Source organism: Nocardia coubleae NBRC 108252, assembly GCF_001612805.1.
Taxonomy (GTDB): Bacteria; Actinomycetota; Actinomycetes; order Mycobacteriales; family Mycobacteriaceae; genus Nocardia; species Nocardia coubleae.
This window is the reverse complement of sequence record NZ_BDBD01000029.1, coordinates 96,565-112,874: the sequence shown is the minus strand read 5'-3', so window position 1 is coordinate 112,874 and position 16,310 is coordinate 96,565. Positions and strand designations below refer to the sequence as shown.

Sequence of the window (16,310 nt, the reverse complement as noted above, 5' to 3'; positions counted from 1 at the left end):
ATGAGTTCCTCGCGTCGATATCCGCTGGACATCCCACAGTCAACCGGTGCTCGCGGCGAGAGCCCAGTGGCACTGGCGACAGGTTTCGACGGAAAAATGCCAACCTCGGTACTCTCGGGCCATGCACACCGTCGCCGTCCTGGCATTGGACAAGGTGATTCCGTTCGACCTGTCCACTCCGATCGAGGTGTTCTCGCGGACCCGGCTGCCCGACGGACGACCCGGGTACCAGGTGCGGGTCTGCGCCGAGCACGCAGAGGTCGACGCGGGCGCCTTCACCCTGCGCGCCCCGTGGGGCCTGGACGGACTCCGGAACGCGGACACGATCATCGTGCCGGGCATCGCCGATCCGACGGCGCCGCTCTCACCCGCCGTCCGCGAGGCACTACGCTCGGCCGCCGCCGAGGGCACCCGTATCGCGTCCATCTGTGTCGGCACCTTCCCGTTGGCCGCCACGGGTCTGCTCGCCGGGCTGCGCGCCACGACCCACTGGCATGCGGCAGGCGCACTGGCCACCGCCCATCCCGACATCGACGTCGACCCGGACGTCCTCTACGTCGACAACGGTCAGTTCCTCACCTCGGCCGGCGCCGCGGCGGGAATGGACCTGTGCCTGCACATGATTCGACGTGACTACGGCTCGGCCGTGGCCGCGCACGCCGCCCGGCTGTCGGTGATGCCGCTCGAACGCGAAGGCGGACAAGCGCAGTTCATCGTCCACGACCACGTCCCGACACCGCAGGGCTGTGAGCTCGAAACGCTGCTCACCTGGCTGCAGGAGAACCTGGCCGAGGACCTCACCCTCGCCGATATCGCCGAGCGGGCCGGAACCAGCACCCGCACGCTGATCCGGCGCTTCCGGGAACACACCGGAACCACCCCGCTGCGATGGCTGCACCGCGTCCGGATCCGGCAGGCACAGCATCTGCTCGAAACCACACAGCATTCCGTCGAACGGATCAGCGGCCAGGTCGGTTTCGGGTCGGCCACCGCCTTCCGGGAGCGCTTCAAGCGCACCACCGGCGTCAGCCCGCAGAGCTACCGGCGCACGTTCGGCTGAACCGGATTCGAGGTCTAGTCGCACCCCTCGGCGAGGACTTGGTCCAATTGGCTGGACAGGCTTTCGCCGAGGGCGGCCAACTGGGCTGTCTGGGCGCAGTCGAGACCGTCGAGCACCAGCTTGCGCACGGCCTCGAGATATCCGGGCGTGGCCTCGACGACCTTCTCGAAACCGTCGTCGGTGAGCACCGCGTACACCCCGCGTCTGCCCGCCGCCGAATCGCGGCGCGCCCAGCCGAGTCGCTCCAGTTTCGACACCACATGCGACAGACGCGATAGCGAAGCATTTGCCTTGTGGGCGAGATCACTGAGCTGCATCCGGTGCCCGGCTTCCTCCGAGAGCAGGCTCAGCACCCGGAATTCGAAATGCGTGAGCCCGGACTCGCGCTGCAACCGGGTGTCGAGGGCGGCCGGAACCCTTGTCATCAGGGCGACTACCGCCTGCCAGGCGCGTTGTTCTACCGGATCCAGCCATCGGGTCATGGCTGAGGCCGCCTCGCGGTCGGGCGGCACGGATCGAGGAGAGGGACGCGCACCGGACCGAGTTTGCCACGACGTCGCTGTGGCGTCCGCCGGATCGCCCGGGTCGTGAGGTCACTCACAACCCGGGACGCGTCATCGAAGCATCAGTATTCGCGAGACTCCTGCGGCGGGACCGTCGGTTCGGGGGTGGCCTTGGCGGCCCGGCGGCGGTTGATGCCCCGCTTACCCATCAGACCGAGCACCAGGGCGAAGATGATCGCGGCAACGATCGCACCGACCAGACAGGCACCGCGGAACGCGGGCGCGTCGACATCGAGGATGCGTTCACCGGCGTGCGCCGCATTGTTGCCACCGAGCACGATGGTGAGCGTCATCAGGTTCGGCAGGGAGCCGAGCAGCGCGATGACGACTGCCACCCCGGCGATGAACTTGCCGCCTTTGCGCTTCCACATCCGCACCGCGAGCAGCAACAGCAGCAACGGCACCAGCGTGAACACCAGGCCGTAGACCAGGCCCCACCAGATGCCCTGGGTGAAGCTGCCGTGCACGAGGCTCGCCAGGCGCTGCGCCCACCATCGTGGGATGAACGAGGCCAGGATGAAATACGCGATCACCAGCACGACCGCTGTCGCCAGGATCATGATCGCCCGGTTGCGCCACACGGTAGCTGTGGACTTCTGACCGCTCGACCGCACTTCGCCGGATGTCATTCCCCCAGCGTAGGTGCGCCGACCGCGCCGGGCACCGATCCGTGCCCGGCGTTTCTCCTCGCTATCCGGCGGATTTCGCCCGTTCACGCAGAAAGCGCAACGCCTCGTCGGCGTGCACGGCCGCGCGCAGTTCACCGGTGACGACCTTCAGGATCGTGCGATCGGTATCGATGACGAAGGTGTGCCGCTTCACCGGGGCCAACTTGCCGAGCAGTCCGCGCTTGACGCCGAAACCGGCCGCGACCTCGCCGTCTGCGTCGGAAAGGACCGGATAGTCGAGCCGCTGCTTGCCCGCGAAACCGGCCTGCACCTCGACACTGTCGGTGCTGATCCCGGCACACGACGCACCGAGGGCCGCGAACTCGGCGCTCAGATCACGGAAATGGCAGGCCTCGGCGGTGCAGACCGGAGTGTTGGCGGCCGGGTAGAAGAACAGGACGAGCGGCCCGCCTGCCAGCAGGGCGTCGAGGGAACGGAGTTCGCCGGATTGATCGGGAAGTTCGAACGGGGGCGCGGTCTGACCTGGCTGCATGCGCACGACCCTAACGGCCGGTGCCCGAGCGCAAAAGGTCCCCGTTCACGGACGCGAACGGGGACCCGCCTTTTCGACCAGCCCTGCGGCTCTAGGGAATCCGCAACAGCGCTTTGATCTCCGGGTTGCGGATCTCCATCACGTCGAGGATGCCGTGCACGCGCAGCATCGGCTCCAGCTTCAGGAGACGATCGCGGTGCGCTTCGTATTCGACCGGGAACGACTTCTCGTCCAGATCCTGCATGGCCTTGGCGTAGGTGACGAACGACGTGAGCGCGCTCGCCGCGGACTGCTGTCCAGGACCGTTGTAGTGCTGCGACACAGGGGCCTGCCTGCCCATCTGTGCGCCCTGATGCGAGGGATTCAACATGGCTCCTCTCGGAAGAAGGGATACCGCATGCGACATGGAACGCGCGCGAGTGTAGTGATGCCGGTCACGACCGCATTCGGCGCCCGGTCGTGACCGCCTTCGGCGGGGTGGTCGGGGCAGGATGCGACCACGTCGCGGCGCCTGGGATGATGGCCGAATGCAGGGCGCGCCGACACCGACCACCACCACCCGCGAGCAGTTCCGGTTGCTCGCCGCCGAGCACCGGGTGGTCCCGGTGACCCGAAAGGTGCTGGCCGACTCCGAGACTCCGCTCTCGGCCTACCGCAAACTGGCCGACGACCGGCCGGGTACCTTCCTGTTCGAGTCCGCCGAGAACGGGCGCTCCTGGTCGCGCTGGTCGTTCATCGGCGCGGGCAGCCCGTCGGCACTGACGGTCGTCGACGGTGCGGCCGCCTGGCTCGGCACCGTTCCCGCCGACGCGCCCTCGGGCGGCGACCCACTGCGCGTGCTGCACGAAACCCTCGAACTGCTGCGCACCGAACGCCTGCCCGGCCTGCCCCCGCTCACCGGTGGCATGGTCGGCTATCTCGGCTACGACGCCGTCCGCCGCATCGAGCGCCTGCCCGAGCTGGCCGAGGACGACCTGAAGCTGCCCGAGTTGGTGCTGATGCTGGCCACCGACCTGGCCGCCTTCGACCACCACGAGGGCGCGATCACCCTGATCGCCAACGCGGTGAACTGGAACGGCACCGACGAACACGTCGACGCCGCCTACGACGACGCCGTGGCCCGGCTCGACCGGATGACCGCCGCGCTGGCCACCCCCGCGTCGTCGACGGTGTCGGTCTTCGACCAGCCCGAACCCGACTACCTGCGCCGTCGGACCACCGAGGAATTCTGCTCGGGCGTGCGTCGGCTGATCAAGGAGATCGAGGCGGGCGAGGCGTTCCAGGTGGTGCTCTCGCAGCGCTTCGAAATGGATTACACCGGCTCCCCGCTCGCGGTCTACCGGATGCTGCGGGCCTCGAACCCGAGCCCGTACATGTACCTGATGCACATCCCCGACGGCGACGGCGGCACCGCGTTCTCCATCGTCGGCTCGAGCCCGGAATCGCTGGTGACCGTGAAAGACGGTGTCGCCACGACACATCCGATCGCGGGCACCCGCTGGCGCGGAGCGAGCGCCGAGGACGACATCCTGCTCGAGAAGGACCTGCTCGCCGACGACAAGGAGAACGCCGAGCACCTCATGCTCGTCGACCTCGGCCGCAACGATCTGGGCCGGGTGTGCCGTCCCGGCACGGTGCGCGTCACCCAATACCGGCACGTGGAGCGCTACAGCCACGTGATGCACCTGGTGTCGACGGTGTCGGGACAGCTGGCCGAGGGCAAGATAGCGCTCGACGCCGTGCGCGCGTGTTTCCCGGCGGGCACTCTGTCCGGTGCGCCGAAGGTGCGGGCGATGGAACTGATCGAGGAACTCGAACCGACCAGGCGCGGTATCTACGGCGGCGTGGTCGGCTACCTCGATTTCGCCGGTGACGCCGACACCGCCATCGCCATCCGCACTGCCCTGCTCAAGGACGGCACCGCCTACGTCCAGGCCGGCGCGGGCGTCGTCGCCGACTCCGACCCCGTCGCCGAGGACACCGAGGCCCGCAACAAGGCCATGGCGGTCCTCAAGGCGATCGCGGCCGCCAAGACCCTGCGCACCTACGAGGGCGGCGCCGAGTGAGTGCGCGGGACGACGACACACCGAACGGCAGCGACTCGGCGCGTGACAGAGGCTCGGTGGGTGACAGCGGCTCGGTGGGTGACAGCGGCTCGGTGGGTGACACCGGCTCGGCGGGTGACACCGGCTCGGTGGGTGACAGCGGCTCGGTGGGTGACAGCGGCTCGGTGGGTGACAGCGGCTCGGTGGGTGTCGCTGGCCCGGTGGGCGATAGCGGCTCGGCGGTCGACGGCGGCGCGGCGGGCGACAGCGGCGTGAAGGGCGACGGTCTGACAGCGGGCGCGCGAGTGGCCGCACCTGTTGCCAAACCGGTGGTTCCGGTGATCTTGCTGGCCGTGGCGGCGGCCGGATTGTGGGCGTCGTCCCGGATGACGTGGGTGACGGTGCAGTCGGCCGACGGCCTCACCGAACCCCGCACCGACAACCTCGACGGCGGCACCTGGTTCGGTGCGCTCACTCCGCTCGCGCTGGTGCTCGTCGCCGCGATCGCCGCCGTGTTCGCGGTGAAGGGTGTGCTGCGTCAGCTGCTCGGTGTGGTGGTCGCGGTGGTCGCCGCGGTGGCGGCCGTTCCCGGTTTCGCCTTGACCATCGGAGCGGGCAGGACCGCCGAACGGGCGGGCACGCTCGCCGAGCTGCCCGGCCGGGCGACGGTCACCGGTGCCGAAGCCCACGTCTTCCCGGCCGTGCTGTCTGTGCTGGCGGCGGCGTGCGCCCTGGCCGCGGGCGTATTGCTGACCAAGCGGGCCGAGACCACCGCCCAGCTGTCCGGTAAGTACGACAACCCCGTCTTCCGCCGGGCCGACGCCAGCGCGCAGGTGAACAAGTCCGACGGCGCCGCGCCGCTGTCGGACCGGGTGCTGTGGGATGCCCTCGACGCAGGCACCGACCCCACCGACACCGCAGACACCCCGGACGACGACGACCGCCCGGGTCGGCGCGAGCCGTGACCGGGCACGTGACCCCCGGCACCCCCGCCGCAGTGACACGCGCGGCGGCCATTTATTCTTGTCAGGCATCGGTGAGACAGCGCCCGGGGGGACTCTCGGGTGAGAAGTTCGTCTCCCCAGAAAGGATTCGAGCCAGATGACGGTACTCGACTCGATTCTCGACGGGGTTCGGGCGGATGTTGCCGCTCGCGAAGCCCTCCTCGATTTTCAGGCGATCAAAGCTGCCGCGGCCGCCGCGAAGGCGCCGCTGGACGCGCGCGCCGCGCTGCACGAGGACGGGATCGGTGTCATCGCCGAGGTGAAGCGAGCCAGCCCCTCCAAGGGCACGCTGGCCGACATTCCCGACCCGGCCGTCCTGGCCAAGGCCTACGAAGACGGCGGCGCCCGCATCATCAGCGTGCTCACCGAGCAGCGCCGCTTCGGCGGTTCGCTCGACGATCTGGACGCCGTGCGCGCCGCAGTGAACATCCCCGTGCTGCGCAAGGACTTCGTCGTCGGCCCGTACCAGATCCACGAGGCCCGCGCCCACGGTGCCGACGTGATCCTGCTGATCGTGGCCGCGCTCGAACAGGACGTGCTGTCCTCGCTGATCGACCGCACCGAATCACTGGGCATGACCGCTCTCGTGGAAGTACACACCGAAGAGGAAGCCGACCGCGCCCTGGAAGCGGGCGCCTCGGTGATCGGCGTGAACGCACGCAACCTCAAGACCCTCGAGGTCGACCGAGACGTGTTCGCCCGGATCGCGCCCGGCCTGCCCTCGGAGATCATCAGGGTGGCCGAATCCGGTGTCAACGGCACCGCCGATCTGCTGGCCTACGCCGGTGCGGGCGCCGACGCGGTGCTCGTCGGTGAGAGCCTGGTGACCAGCGGAAATCCGCGGGCCGCCGTCTCGGATCTGGTGACCGCGGGCGCCCACCCCTCGTGCCCGAAGCCTGCACGGCGGAGCATCCGATGAGCGCCCTGCCCCAGGCCAGTGCGGGGGTGGCCCAGCACAGCGACTACGAACCCGACGCGGGCGGGCACTTCGGTGTCTACGGCGGACGGCACGTGCCCGAGGCGTTGATGGCCGTGATCGAGGAGGTCACCGCCGAATACGACAAGGTGCGCTCCGATCACACCTTCCTCGACGAGCTCGACCGGCTGCAGCGCGACTACACCGGTCGCCCCTCGCCGGTGTTCGAATGCACCCGGCTGGCCGAACACGCCGGTGGCGCAAGGATTTTCCTCAAGCGTGAGGACCTGAACCACACCGGTTCGCACAAGATCAACAATGTGCTCGGCCAGGCCCTGCTCGCCAAGCGGATGGGCAAGACCCGCGTCATCGCCGAGACCGGTGCCGGTCAGCACGGTGTCGCCACCGCCACCGCCTGCGCGCTGCTCGGCCTGGACTGCGTGATCTACATGGGCGCGGTCGACACGGCCCGCCAGGCACTCAATGTGGCCCGGATGCGTCTGCTCGGCGCCGAGGTGATCTCGGTGACCAGCGGTTCGCAGACCCTCAAGGACGCCATCAACGAGGCGCTGCGCGACTGGGTCACCCACGCCGACGACACCTACTACTGCTTCGGCACCGCCGCGGGCCCGCACCCGTTCCCGCTCATGGTGCGTGATTTCCAGCGCGTAGTCGGCATGGAGGCGCGCGAGCAGATGCTCGAGCGCGCCGGTCGCCTGCCCGACGCCGTGGTGGCGTGTGTGGGTGGCGGCTCCAACGCCATCGGCATCTTCCACGCCTTCATCCCCGACGCGGGCGTGCGGCTCGTCGGTTACGAAGCGGCTGGCGACGGCGTCGAAACCGGAAGGCACGCAGCTACTTTCACCGGCGGTACGCCCGGTGCGTTCCAGGGTGCCTACTCGTACCTGCTGCAGGACGAGGACGGCCAGACCATCGAATCGCACTCGATCTCGGCCGGCCTGGACTACCCGGGTGTCGGTCCCGAGCACGCCCACCTCAAGGACATCGGCCGCGCCGAGTACGCGCCGATCACCGACACCGAGGCGATGGACGCGCTGCTGCTGCTCTCCCGTTCGGAGGGCATCATCCCGGCGATCGAGTCCGCCCATGCCGTGGCCGGTGCGCTGAAGCTCGGCAAGGAACTCGGCGAGGGCGCCATCATCCTGGTCAACCTGTCCGGTCGTGGCGACAAGGACATGGACACCGCGGGCCGCTGGTTCGGTCTGTTCGACGACTCCGCCGAGGAGAACAAGCAGTGAGTCAGCAGTCCCGTCTGGCCAACACCTTCGCGGCCGCACGGAGTGAGGGCCGGGCCGCTCTGATCGGGTACCTGCCCGCGGGCTATCCCGATCTGGCCGGTTCCATCGACGTGGTCCGGGCGATGGTCGAATCCGGTTGCGACATCGTGGAAGTCGGCGTCGCCTACTCCGACCCGGTGATGGACGGCCCGGTCATCCAGCACGCCGCCGAGCAGGCGCTGCGCAGCGGTGTGCGCGTGCGCGACGTGTTCTCCGTGGTGGAAGCGATCACCGACGCCGGCGGTCAGGCCGTGGTGATGAGCTACTGGAACCCGGTGCTCAAGTACGGCGTGGACAACTTCGCCCGTGACCTGGCCGCCGCGGGCGGTGCGGGGATCATCACGCCGAATCTGATCCCCGAGGAAGCCGACGACTGGTTCGTCGCGTCGTCCACCCACAATCTGGACCGCATCTTCCTCGTCGCCCCGTCCTCCACCGAGGAACGCCTCGTCAAGACCCTGGAAGCCTCGCGCGGATTCATCTACGCCGCCTCCACCATGGGCGTGACCGGCGCCCGCGACGCAGTCTCCTCGGCCGCCCCCGCCCTGTGCTCCCGCATCCGCGCCCACTCCGACATCCCGATCGGCGTCGGCCTCGGCGTCCGCTCGGGCGCCCAGGCCGCCGAAATCGCCGCCTACGCCGACGGCGTCATCGTCGGTTCGGCGTTGGTCTCGGCCGCCGCCGAGGGCCTGGACGCGGTGCGCGCACTGACCTCCGAGCTCGCCGAAGGCGTCCGCGCCGCAACGGTGCGCTCGTAGCCGAAGCAGGTTTCACCGGGACACGGGTCACTCGCCAGGGGACGGGCTGACCCGAATCCTCCCTCTCCACTAACGTGGTGGCCGTGAACTCAGTCCTGGCCTATATCCCGAGTCCGCCGCAGGGTGTCTGGCAGCTCGGGCCCTTTCCGTTGCGGGCGTACGCGCTGTGCATCATCCTCGGCATCATCGTCGCCATCTGGTGGGGTGAACGCCGGTGGCAGCAGCGTGGTGGGCAGGCCGGGGCGGTGCTCGATGTGGCCATGTTCGCGGTGCCGTTCGGACTGGTCGGCGGGCGGATCTACCACGTGGCCACCGACTGGCACAAATACTTCGGGCCGGACAAGAACCCCGTCGAGGCGCTCTATATCTGGCAGGGCGGGCTCGGCATCTGGGGTGCGGTGTTCTTCGGTGGCATCGGCGCCTGGATCGCCTGCCGCATCTACAAGATCCCGCTGCCTGCGCTCGGCGATGCCATCGCCCCGGCCGTGCTGCTCGCCCAGGCCATCGGCCGGCTCGGCAACTACTTCAACCAGGAACTCTACGGCCGCACCACCGAGGTGCCGTGGGGTCTCGAGATCTACGCCCGCTACGACACCGAGACCGGCGCGCGCGACATGATGAACGGGGTGTCCACCGGGCAGGTGCTCGAGGTGGTCCACCCGACGTTCCTCTACGAGATGGTCTGGAACCTGCTCGTCGTCGTGCTGCTCGTGCAGATCGACAAGCGCTACCGGATCGGGCACGGCCGTCTGTTCGCGCTCTACGTCGCCGGATACAGCTTCGGCCGGTTCTTCGTCGAGCTGATGCGCAGCGACGAGGCGACCCACGTGCTCGGCATCCGGGTCAACTCCTTCACCTCCGCGCTCGTCTTCCTCGGCGCCATGGCCTACTTCGCGCTGGCGACCAAGGGCCGCGAGGACCCGGCCCTGCTGCAGCCCGGCGCGGCGCCGCGCCCGTGGCCGTGGCAGCTGTCGAAACTGCGCGCGCTCGGTGCGGCCGAGAACGCCGACGGCGGACAGGTCGACCTCGCGAAGAAGGCGGATTCCGCAGCGGAGCAGAATGATTCGGCCGTTACCACCACCGAACCGGCCGAGAACGCTGCTGCCACCGAGAAAGAGTCCACCACCGAGGCCGACGAGGTAGGCGAGCCGACGAAATCGGACGCGAAGAAGGCCTGATCTCTCGAGAAACCGAACTGATCGACGGGTGTTCGTCAACACGACGAACACCCGTCGCGATATTCCCGTGAGTGCTGCGTGCTCGTGACGACGAGGCACCCGAGAAGACAACGGCCGGTGGTACCGGCCACAATGACCGTGATCGTCGCGGGCGCACCGCCGTTCGGCCGATCACCATATGGCCGGGGGCCACGACGGGTACCCGCACGAATGATGGAGGACATGAGTGACCGACCCCTACAACCCCAATCCGCAATACGGCCCTGACCTGAGCAAGCAGCCCGATTCGGGCGCACACCAGCAGTACGGTCAGCCGGCCTACGGCCAGCAGCCGTCGGACCCGTACGCCCAGCAGCCCGGTTACGGTCAGCCGCAGTACGGCGCGCCGCAGCCGCAGTACGGTCAGCCCGCCGACCCGTACGCCCAGCAGCAGCCGGGCTACGGCCAGCCGCAGCCGTACGGCATGCCGCAGGGGTACAACCCGGCCGACCCGGAGGCCCCCTACGGCCGGGACATGTACGGGGTTCCGTTCTCGGACAAGCAGAAGCTGATGGCCGGTCTGCTCGAGATCTTCCTCGGCAGCTTCGGTGTGGGCCGCTTCTACCTCGGCTACACCGGTCTCGGCATCGCCCAGATCGCCGTGGTCTGGCTGACCTGTGGTCTCGGCGCCATCTGGCCGCTGATCGACGGCATCATGATGCTCACCGGCAAGGTGCCCGACGCGCAGGGCCGCCCGCTGCGCGACTGATCCGGCACGCGCCGCCGACGGGTGTCCTGCCTCGGCAGGGCACCCGTCGTGTTTCCCCGCCCCCATTCCGATCGCGATGAGCGATACTCTGTGTCGGTCGTGCGCGGCGCCGTAGCGTCGCTTGGCCTGCGCGTGTTCCGGCGCGCAGCGGAGAAAGGGATGTCCGTGCGCAAAGTTCTTGCCGCCGTCGTACTCGCCGTCGTCGCGGCGACGGGTCTGTCGGCCTGCTCGTCCGCGTCCGACCCGAATGTGCTGAAGGTGGGCACCGAGGGCACCTACGCGCCGTTCAGCTACCAGGAGAACGGCGAGCTCACCGGATACGACGTCGAGGTCGCCCGCGTGGTCGGCGAGAAACTCGGCAAGCGCGTCGAATTCGTGCAGACACCGTGGGACTCGATCTTCGCCGGACTGGAATCCAAGCGCTTCGACCTGGTCGCCAACCAGGTGACGATCAACCCCGAGCGCACCGCGAAGTACTCGCTGTCGCAGCCGTACACCACCTCCGAGGGCGTGATCGTCACGCGCGCCGACAACACCGACATCACCGGCCTGGCCTCGCTCGCGGGCAAGACCACCGCGCAGTCGGCCACCAGCAACTGGAGCCAGGTCGCCAAGGACGCTGGCGCGAAGGTCGAGGCAGTCGAGGGCTTCGTGCAGGCGGTGCAGCTGCTGAAGGCGGGTCGCGTCGACGCCACCGTCAACGACACGCTCGCAGTGGGCGAGTACACCAAGAAGACCGCTGACACCGGTATCAAGATCGCCGCCAAGACCGGCGAGGTCAGCAAGCAGGCCTTCGCCGGCCGCAAGGACGACGCCGCGCTGGTCGCCGATGTCGACCGGGCGCTCGCCGAGCTGGCCGCCGACGGCACCCTGGCCCGCCTGTCGGACAAGTACTTCGGCACCGACGTCAGCAAGTAGCGGATGGATCAGGCGACCTGGGAGCTGATCCGGCGCAACCTGTGGCCGATGCTCGAGGCAACGGTCACGATGACGTTGCCGCTCACCGCGATCAGCTTCGTCATCGGTCTGGCCATCGCGGTGGGTGTCGCGCTGGCCAGGATGTCGGCGCGGCGGGTGCTGTCGTGGCCCGCCCGCTTCTACATCTCGATCATTCGCGGCACCCCGCTGCTGGTTCAGCTGTTCATCGTGTTCTACGCGCTGCCACAGTTCGGCGTCGTCATCGATCCGTTCCCGGCGGCGGTGATCGCGTTCAGCCTGAATGTGGGCGGTTACGCCGCCGAGGTGGTTCGCTCCTCGATCATGAGCGTGGCCCACGGTCAGTGGGAGGCGTCCGAATCGCTGGGCATGACGTATGTGCAAACACTGTGGTACGTCGTGTTCCCGCAGGCCGCCCGGATCGCGGTTCCCCCGCTGTCCAACACCCTGATCTCGCTGGTGAAGGACACCTCACTGGCCTCGACCATCCTGGTCACCGAACTGCTGCGCACCGCCCAGCTCGCCGCCGCCCCCACCTTCGACTTCTTCGCCCTCTACGGCGTCGCGGCCCTCTACTACTGGGCCATCTGCCTGGTCCTCGGCTTCGCCCAGACCCGCCTGGAAACCCGGCTCTCGCGCCACGTCGCTGTTCGGTAGCCAGAGCTCTTTCGGTGAACACGAAGGGAACTCGGGGTGCGTCGCGGCAGGCGAAAAGACTGGGCGCTCCCCGAGTACTAGGCTAGGGGCGTGATGCGACGAACGAAGATTGTGTGCACCCTCGGGCCGGCCACTGCCTCCCAGGACCGAATTCGTGAGCTCGTCGAAAGCGGCATGGATGTAGCCCGGCTGAACTTCAGCCACGGCGAGCACGCCGACCACGCCGACAACTACAAGATGGTCCGTGCGGCCTCCGACGAGACCGGTCGCGCGGTCGGCATCCTCGCCGATCTGCAGGGCCCCAAGATCCGCCTCGGCCGCTTCACCGAGGGCAAGACCCACTGGGCGACCGGTGAGCAGGTGCGCGTGACCGTCGACGATGTCGACGGCTCCCACGACCGCGTCTCCACCACCTACAAGGAACTCGCTCAGGACGCCAAGGCTGGTGACCGCCTGCTGGTGGACGACGGCAAGGTCGGTCTGACGGTCGAGGCCATCGAGGGCAACGATGTCGTCTGCCGGGTCACCGAGGGCGGCCCGGTGAGCAACAACAAGGGGCTTTCGCTACCCGGCATGAACGTGTCGGTGCCCGCCCTGTCCGGCAAGGACATCGAGGACCTCGAGTTCGCGCTGAAGCTCGGCGTCGACTTCATCGCGCTGTCGTTCGTGCGCTCGCCGTCCGATATCGAACTCGTGCACGAGATCATGGACCGGGTCGGGCGCCGGGTGCCGGTGATCGCCAAGCTGGAGAAGCCGGAGGCGATCGAGAACCTCGAGGCCATCGTGCTCGCCTTCGACGCGGTGATGGTCGCGCGTGGCGACCTCGGTGTCGAGTTGCCGCTCGAGCAGGTGCCGCTGGTGCAGAAGCGCGCGATCCAGATGGCCCGCGAGAACGCCAAGCCGGTCATCGTCGCCACCCAGATGCTCGAATCGATGATCGAGAACTCCCGCCCCACCCGCGCGGAGGCCTCCGACGTCGCGAACGCGGTGCTCGACGGTGCCGACGCGGTGATGCTGTCGGGGGAGACCTCGGTCGGCGCCTGGCCGATCGACGCGGTACGCACCATGGCCCGCATCGTCACCGCCGTGGAGTCCGAGACGTCGCGGGTGCCACCGCTGACCCACGTGCCGCGCACCAAGCGCGGCGTGATCTCCTACGCCGCGCGCGACATCGGCGAGCGCCTCAACGCGCGAGCCCTCGTCGCGTTCACCCAGTCCGGTGACACCGTGCGCCGCCTCGCCCGCCTGCACACCCCGCTGCCGCTGCTCGCGTTCACCCCGCTGCCGGAGGTGCGCAGTCAGCTGACGCTCACCTGGGGCACCGAAACCTTCATCGTGCCCATGGTCGACAGCACGGATGCGATGATCCACCAGGTGGATCAGGCGTTGCTGTCGATGGATCGCTACCGCAAGGGCGACCTGGTCGTCATCGTGGCCGGCTCCCCGCCGGGTACCGTCGGTTCCACCAACCTGATCCACGTGCACCGCATCGGCGAAGAGGACCATTAGCAGTGAGTAGTTCGGTAGACGAGATGATCGACATCGGGCCGGGCGAGCCGTCATCCGACCTGCGGGTGCTGCTCGACCTGCTCGACCTGGAGCAGATCAGCGAAGACGTCTACCTGGGCAACCATCCGGAGAAGGTGTGGAGCCGCACCTTCGGTGGTCAGCTCGTCTCCCAGGCGATCGTCGCCGCGGGCCGTACCGCGGGTGATCGCCCGCTGCACGCGATCAACGCGCATTTCGTGCGCGGCGGCGACGTGAAGAAGCCGATCGAGTACCACGTGCAGCGGCATCGCGACGGGCGCGCGCTGGCCAACCGGACGGTGACCGCCAGCCAGGACGGCCAGGAGCTGTTCGTCATGCTGGCCGCGTTCCAGGACTGGGGCAAGGGCCTCGAGCACGCTCACGACGCGCCCGTGGTGCCCGATCCGGAGTCGTTACCACGGATCGAGGAGCATTTCGCGGGGTTCGAGGACAAGCTCGAGATGTTCATCAACGCCCCGCACCCGATCGATATGCGCTACACCAACGATCCGGCGTGGATTCTCAAGGGCACCGGCGCCAAGCTCAACCACAACCGGGTGTGGATGCGCACCGACGGTTCCCTGCCCGACGACCCGCTGCTGCACGTGGCGGCGCTCGGCTATTCGTCGGACACCACGGTGCTCGATTCGATCATCACCACGCACGGTTTGTCGTGGGGGCTGGACCGGATTCTCGCGGCGACGGTGAATCATTCGATCTGGTTCCATCGCCCGTTCCGGTTCGACGACTGGTCGCTGTATGCCACCGAGTCGCCGGTGGCAGCGGGTTCGCGTGGGCTGGCGACGGGCCGGTTCTATTCGCGCAGTGGCGAATTGCTCGCCACCACGGTGCAAGAGGGCGTCATCCGCCACTTCCCCGCGCGCTGAGGCAGGTATTTCAGAGGCGCTCGACGTCGGGTTCGAACTCGACGTCGCTGCGCTGATGAGCACGCAGTGTGAACGGCACCGTCTGGTCCGCGCCGTACACGGCGAGCGCCAGCCCGGATTCGAGGTCGGCCATGTCATCGTCGCTGAGGTCGGTGGGTTCACCGACCAGGCTCAGCGCGATCTCGAAGGTCGCCTCGGTCTGCGGCTGGTGCTCGGGATGGCTTGCGCGCCATTGGTTTTCGAGGTCCTGGTGGACGGTGTCGGTGGCGTCGACCGGGAGGGTGAAGCGCCAGGCGAAGACGTCGCGGTCCTGGATGTGGTCGGCGAGGACGCCTCGGATATCGGCGACGATGCGGTCGAGGACGTCCGGGGTCACATACACATGGAGAGAAACATCCGAAATGCGTTTCGGCATGTCCGAGTCCTGTCGTGTGTCGAACCAGCATGGGAAACTTCCACGTCCGCGCCGAAGTGTAATCGGTGTCCGCTCTCGCGAACAGACCTTCATCTCCTGCGTTGCGCGGCGAGGAAGGCCGCGAGCGGGCGTGCACCACCGGGCTCGATCACCAGTCCCGGTCGTTCGTCCTCGCTGAGTTTGGTCTGCTCGTGCGGTGCGAGTGCGCTCAGCAGGGGGAAGAGTACCTCGGCGATGCGGTCGCCGACCTCGACGAAGGCCTCGGCGGACAATCCGATCGGGTCCGCGATGTTCTCCCGGCCCACATAGGCGAGGTCGTTGCGGGCGCGGTGCAGTGCGGCAATGGATTTCGCGCCGGTGACCTTGGCGATACGGTGCGCCTCGATGAGGGTGAACGTGCGCGGTGCGGCGCCGAAGGCCAGTTCGGCCACCTGGTCGCGTAATGCCTCGGTCATGGTGAGCACCAGATCGGCGCGATCGACCATTTCGGGCTTGAGTTTGCGGGCCTTGAATCCGGTGGTGTCGCCACCGAGCCCGGCGATCGTCTCCGCCGCGAGCGGTTCGGCCGGAAAACCGACGAGGGCACGGGTTCCCGCGCTTTCGGCGGTGAGGCCTGGCAGTCCGTTGTGCGCCGCGAATGCCCGGGTGAGCCGTTCGGCGATCACCGAGCGGCAGACATTGGAGTTGCAGACGAACAGCACGTGCATACCGATACCGTAATCCCGGTCATTGTCGTGCAGTAGGCCAGAATTGTAACCATCACAAGCGTGCTGCTATTTATTCACCTTTCGGTTGAATTCCGTACATTCATTGCGACGCGAAATCCGTTGTGTGTGACCGTGATACCCGTGTGATCGGGGTGGTAAACCTTCGTTCCAGATGTGTCGATCATCACTGGTTCCGGACCGTGATAATTCGATTCGGAAATAAATTCCGATCGGCCGGTCATTGCCGCGAACCCGCGCGGCGGGCCGGGGGCCGCCCGGGGGCGAGGCCCGGTTCGCTTCCGGGCGTGCCGGGACGCTATAGTGACCGCGGTGCGCCGGGTTGGCGGAACTGGCAGACGCGACGGTCTCAAAAACCGTTGTCCGAAAGGACGTGTGGGTTCGAGTCCCACACTCGGCACCACGGCGGAAGCGCGGCATCGGCCGCGCTCC

General features: G+C 68.0%; 18 protein-coding genes and 1 tRNA gene. 13 read left to right on the top strand and 6 right to left on the bottom strand.

Annotated features, from left to right (window positions below):
- Window positions 1-121: 121 nt before the first annotated feature.
- Complete coding sequence (locus NCO8_RS29245) at window positions 122-1,060, top strand: GlxA family transcriptional regulator (RefSeq protein WP_067644705.1); 939 nt, start codon at window positions 122-124, stop codon at window positions 1,058-1,060.
- Between the two features lie 14 nt (window positions 1,061-1,074).
- On the opposite strand, the gene NCO8_RS29240 is transcribed toward NCO8_RS29245, so the two are convergent.
- The 4 genes from NCO8_RS29240 to NCO8_RS29225 form a co-directional block, all read right to left on the bottom strand.
- Entirely contained in the window at window positions 1,075-1,542 is a 468-nt protein-coding gene (locus tag NCO8_RS29240) for a MarR family winged helix-turn-helix transcriptional regulator (protein WP_067644702.1), read from the bottom strand.
- A gap of 143 nt (window positions 1,543-1,685) precedes the next feature.
- Window positions 1,686-2,252, bottom strand: a complete 567-nt coding sequence (locus NCO8_RS29235; protein WP_067498139.1) for a permease — start codon at window positions 2,250-2,252, stop codon at window positions 1,686-1,688.
- Between the two features lie 61 nt (window positions 2,253-2,313).
- Entirely contained in the window at window positions 2,314-2,784 is a 471-nt protein-coding gene (locus NCO8_RS29230; protein WP_067644699.1) for a peroxiredoxin, read from the bottom strand.
- A 91-nt stretch (window positions 2,785-2,875) separates the two neighbouring features.
- A complete protein-coding gene (locus NCO8_RS29225) occupies window positions 2,876-3,154 on the bottom strand; it encodes a hypothetical protein (protein WP_067498134.1) in 279 nt (92 codons plus the stop codon).
- Between the two features lie 157 nt (window positions 3,155-3,311).
- Here NCO8_RS29225 and NCO8_RS29220 point away from each other — a divergent pair, with 157 nt between their 5' ends.
- From NCO8_RS29220 to NCO8_RS29170, 11 genes are all read left to right on the top strand, one after another.
- The gene (locus NCO8_RS29220; protein WP_067644696.1) at window positions 3,312-4,850 is read left to right on the top strand and encodes an anthranilate synthase component I; all 1,539 of its coding nucleotides are present in this window, start codon (window positions 3,312-3,314) and stop codon (window positions 4,848-4,850) included.
- A 251-nt stretch (window positions 4,851-5,101) separates the two neighbouring features.
- Entirely contained in the window at window positions 5,102-5,794 is a 693-nt protein-coding gene (locus NCO8_RS29215; protein WP_376739960.1) for a TIGR02234 family membrane protein, read from the top strand.
- A 136-nt stretch (window positions 5,795-5,930) separates the two neighbouring features.
- Window positions 5,931-6,752, top strand: coding sequence for an indole-3-glycerol phosphate synthase TrpC (gene trpC, locus NCO8_RS29210; RefSeq protein WP_067498128.1), 822 nt, complete (start codon window positions 5,931-5,933; stop codon window positions 6,750-6,752).
- Window positions 6,749-8,008, top strand: coding sequence for a tryptophan synthase subunit beta (gene trpB, locus NCO8_RS29205; RefSeq protein WP_067644857.1), 1,260 nt, complete (start codon window positions 6,749-6,751; stop codon window positions 8,006-8,008). The genes trpC and trpB overlap by 4 nt, the downstream gene beginning before the upstream one ends.
- Window positions 8,005-8,805: a tryptophan synthase subunit alpha gene (trpA, locus tag NCO8_RS29200; protein ID WP_067644693.1), complete on the top strand. Its 801-nt coding sequence runs from the start codon at window positions 8,005-8,007 to the stop codon at window positions 8,803-8,805. Before trpB ends, trpA begins: the two co-directional genes overlap by 4 nt.
- 74 nt (window positions 8,806-8,879) lie before the next feature.
- Complete coding sequence (gene lgt, locus NCO8_RS29195) at window positions 8,880-9,983, top strand: prolipoprotein diacylglyceryl transferase (RefSeq protein WP_067644690.1); 1,104 nt, start codon at window positions 8,880-8,882, stop codon at window positions 9,981-9,983.
- 226 nt (window positions 9,984-10,209) lie between these two features.
- Window positions 10,210-10,731 (top strand): TM2 domain-containing protein, encoded by a 522-nt coding sequence (locus NCO8_RS29190; RefSeq protein WP_067498102.1) that lies wholly within the window; start codon window positions 10,210-10,212, stop codon window positions 10,729-10,731.
- A 159-nt stretch (window positions 10,732-10,890) separates the two neighbouring features.
- Window positions 10,891-11,649 carry an amino acid ABC transporter substrate-binding protein gene (locus tag NCO8_RS32690; protein WP_210740876.1) on the top strand — a complete coding sequence of 253 codons (759 nt, stop codon included), beginning with the start codon at window positions 10,891-10,893 and terminating at the stop codon, window positions 11,647-11,649.
- A 3-nt stretch (window positions 11,650-11,652) separates the two neighbouring features.
- The gene (locus NCO8_RS32685) at window positions 11,653-12,324 is read left to right on the top strand and encodes an amino acid ABC transporter permease (protein ID WP_067644687.1); all 672 of its coding nucleotides are present in this window, start codon (window positions 11,653-11,655) and stop codon (window positions 12,322-12,324) included.
- A gap of 90 nt (window positions 12,325-12,414) precedes the next feature.
- Window positions 12,415-13,833: a pyruvate kinase gene (pyk, locus tag NCO8_RS29175; protein ID WP_157105160.1), complete on the top strand. Its 1,419-nt coding sequence runs from the start codon at window positions 12,415-12,417 to the stop codon at window positions 13,831-13,833.
- 23 nt (window positions 13,834-13,856) lie between these two features.
- Window positions 13,857-14,738: an acyl-CoA thioesterase gene (locus tag NCO8_RS29170; RefSeq protein ID WP_067644681.1), complete on the top strand. Its 882-nt coding sequence runs from the start codon at window positions 13,857-13,859 to the stop codon at window positions 14,736-14,738.
- 10 nt (window positions 14,739-14,748) lie between these two features.
- Here the strand turns inward: NCO8_RS29170 and NCO8_RS29165 are convergent, their stop codons facing one another.
- Window positions 14,749-15,153: a hypothetical protein gene (locus tag NCO8_RS29165; protein ID WP_067644678.1), complete on the bottom strand. Its 405-nt coding sequence runs from the start codon at window positions 15,151-15,153 to the stop codon at window positions 14,749-14,751.
- An 89-nt stretch (window positions 15,154-15,242) separates the two neighbouring features.
- Window positions 15,243-15,860: an arsenate reductase/protein-tyrosine-phosphatase family protein gene (locus NCO8_RS29160; protein ID WP_067498086.1), complete on the bottom strand. Its 618-nt coding sequence runs from the start codon at window positions 15,858-15,860 to the stop codon at window positions 15,243-15,245.
- A gap of 334 nt (window positions 15,861-16,194) precedes the next feature.
- On the opposite strand from NCO8_RS29160, the gene NCO8_RS29155 reads away from it, so the two are divergent.
- Window positions 16,195-16,281, top strand: a tRNA-Leu gene (locus NCO8_RS29155).
- Window positions 16,282-16,310: the final 29 nt, after the last annotated feature.

What these genes read in the sequence shown, in the direction of transcription:
- NCO8_RS29240 (WP_067644702.1), bottom strand. Translation starts at nt 1,542, where the DNA reads ATGACCCGATGGCTGGATCCGGTAGAACAACGCGCCTGGCAGGCGGTA.
- NCO8_RS32690 (WP_210740876.1), top strand. Translation starts at nt 10,891, where the DNA reads ATGTCCGTGCGCAAAGTTCTTGCCGCCGTCGTACTCGCCGTCGTCGCG.
- trpB (WP_067644857.1), top strand. Translation starts at nt 6,749, where the DNA reads ATGAGCGCCCTGCCCCAGGCCAGTGCGGGGGTGGCCCAGCACAGCGAC.
- trpC (WP_067498128.1), top strand. Translation starts at nt 5,931, where the DNA reads ATGACGGTACTCGACTCGATTCTCGACGGGGTTCGGGCGGATGTTGCC.
- NCO8_RS29225 (WP_067498134.1), bottom strand. Translation starts at nt 3,154, where the DNA reads ATGTTGAATCCCTCGCATCAGGGCGCACAGATGGGCAGGCAGGCCCCT.
- NCO8_RS29165 (WP_067644678.1), bottom strand. Translation starts at nt 15,153, where the DNA reads ATGCCGAAACGCATTTCGGATGTTTCTCTCCATGTGTATGTGACCCCG.
- NCO8_RS29220 (WP_067644696.1), top strand. Translation starts at nt 3,312, where the DNA reads ATGCAGGGCGCGCCGACACCGACCACCACCACCCGCGAGCAGTTCCGG.
- NCO8_RS29235 (WP_067498139.1), bottom strand. Translation starts at nt 2,252, where the DNA reads ATGACATCCGGCGAAGTGCGGTCGAGCGGTCAGAAGTCCACAGCTACC.
- NCO8_RS32685 (WP_067644687.1), top strand. Translation starts at nt 11,653, where the DNA reads ATGGATCAGGCGACCTGGGAGCTGATCCGGCGCAACCTGTGGCCGATG.
- NCO8_RS29245 (WP_067644705.1), top strand. Translation starts at nt 122, where the DNA reads ATGCACACCGTCGCCGTCCTGGCATTGGACAAGGTGATTCCGTTCGAC.
- NCO8_RS29170 (WP_067644681.1), top strand. Translation starts at nt 13,857, where the DNA reads ATGATCGACATCGGGCCGGGCGAGCCGTCATCCGACCTGCGGGTGCTG.
- NCO8_RS29160 (WP_067498086.1), bottom strand. Translation starts at nt 15,860, where the DNA reads ATGCACGTGCTGTTCGTCTGCAACTCCAATGTCTGCCGCTCGGTGATC.
- NCO8_RS29230 (WP_067644699.1), bottom strand. Translation starts at nt 2,784, where the DNA reads ATGCAGCCAGGTCAGACCGCGCCCCCGTTCGAACTTCCCGATCAATCC.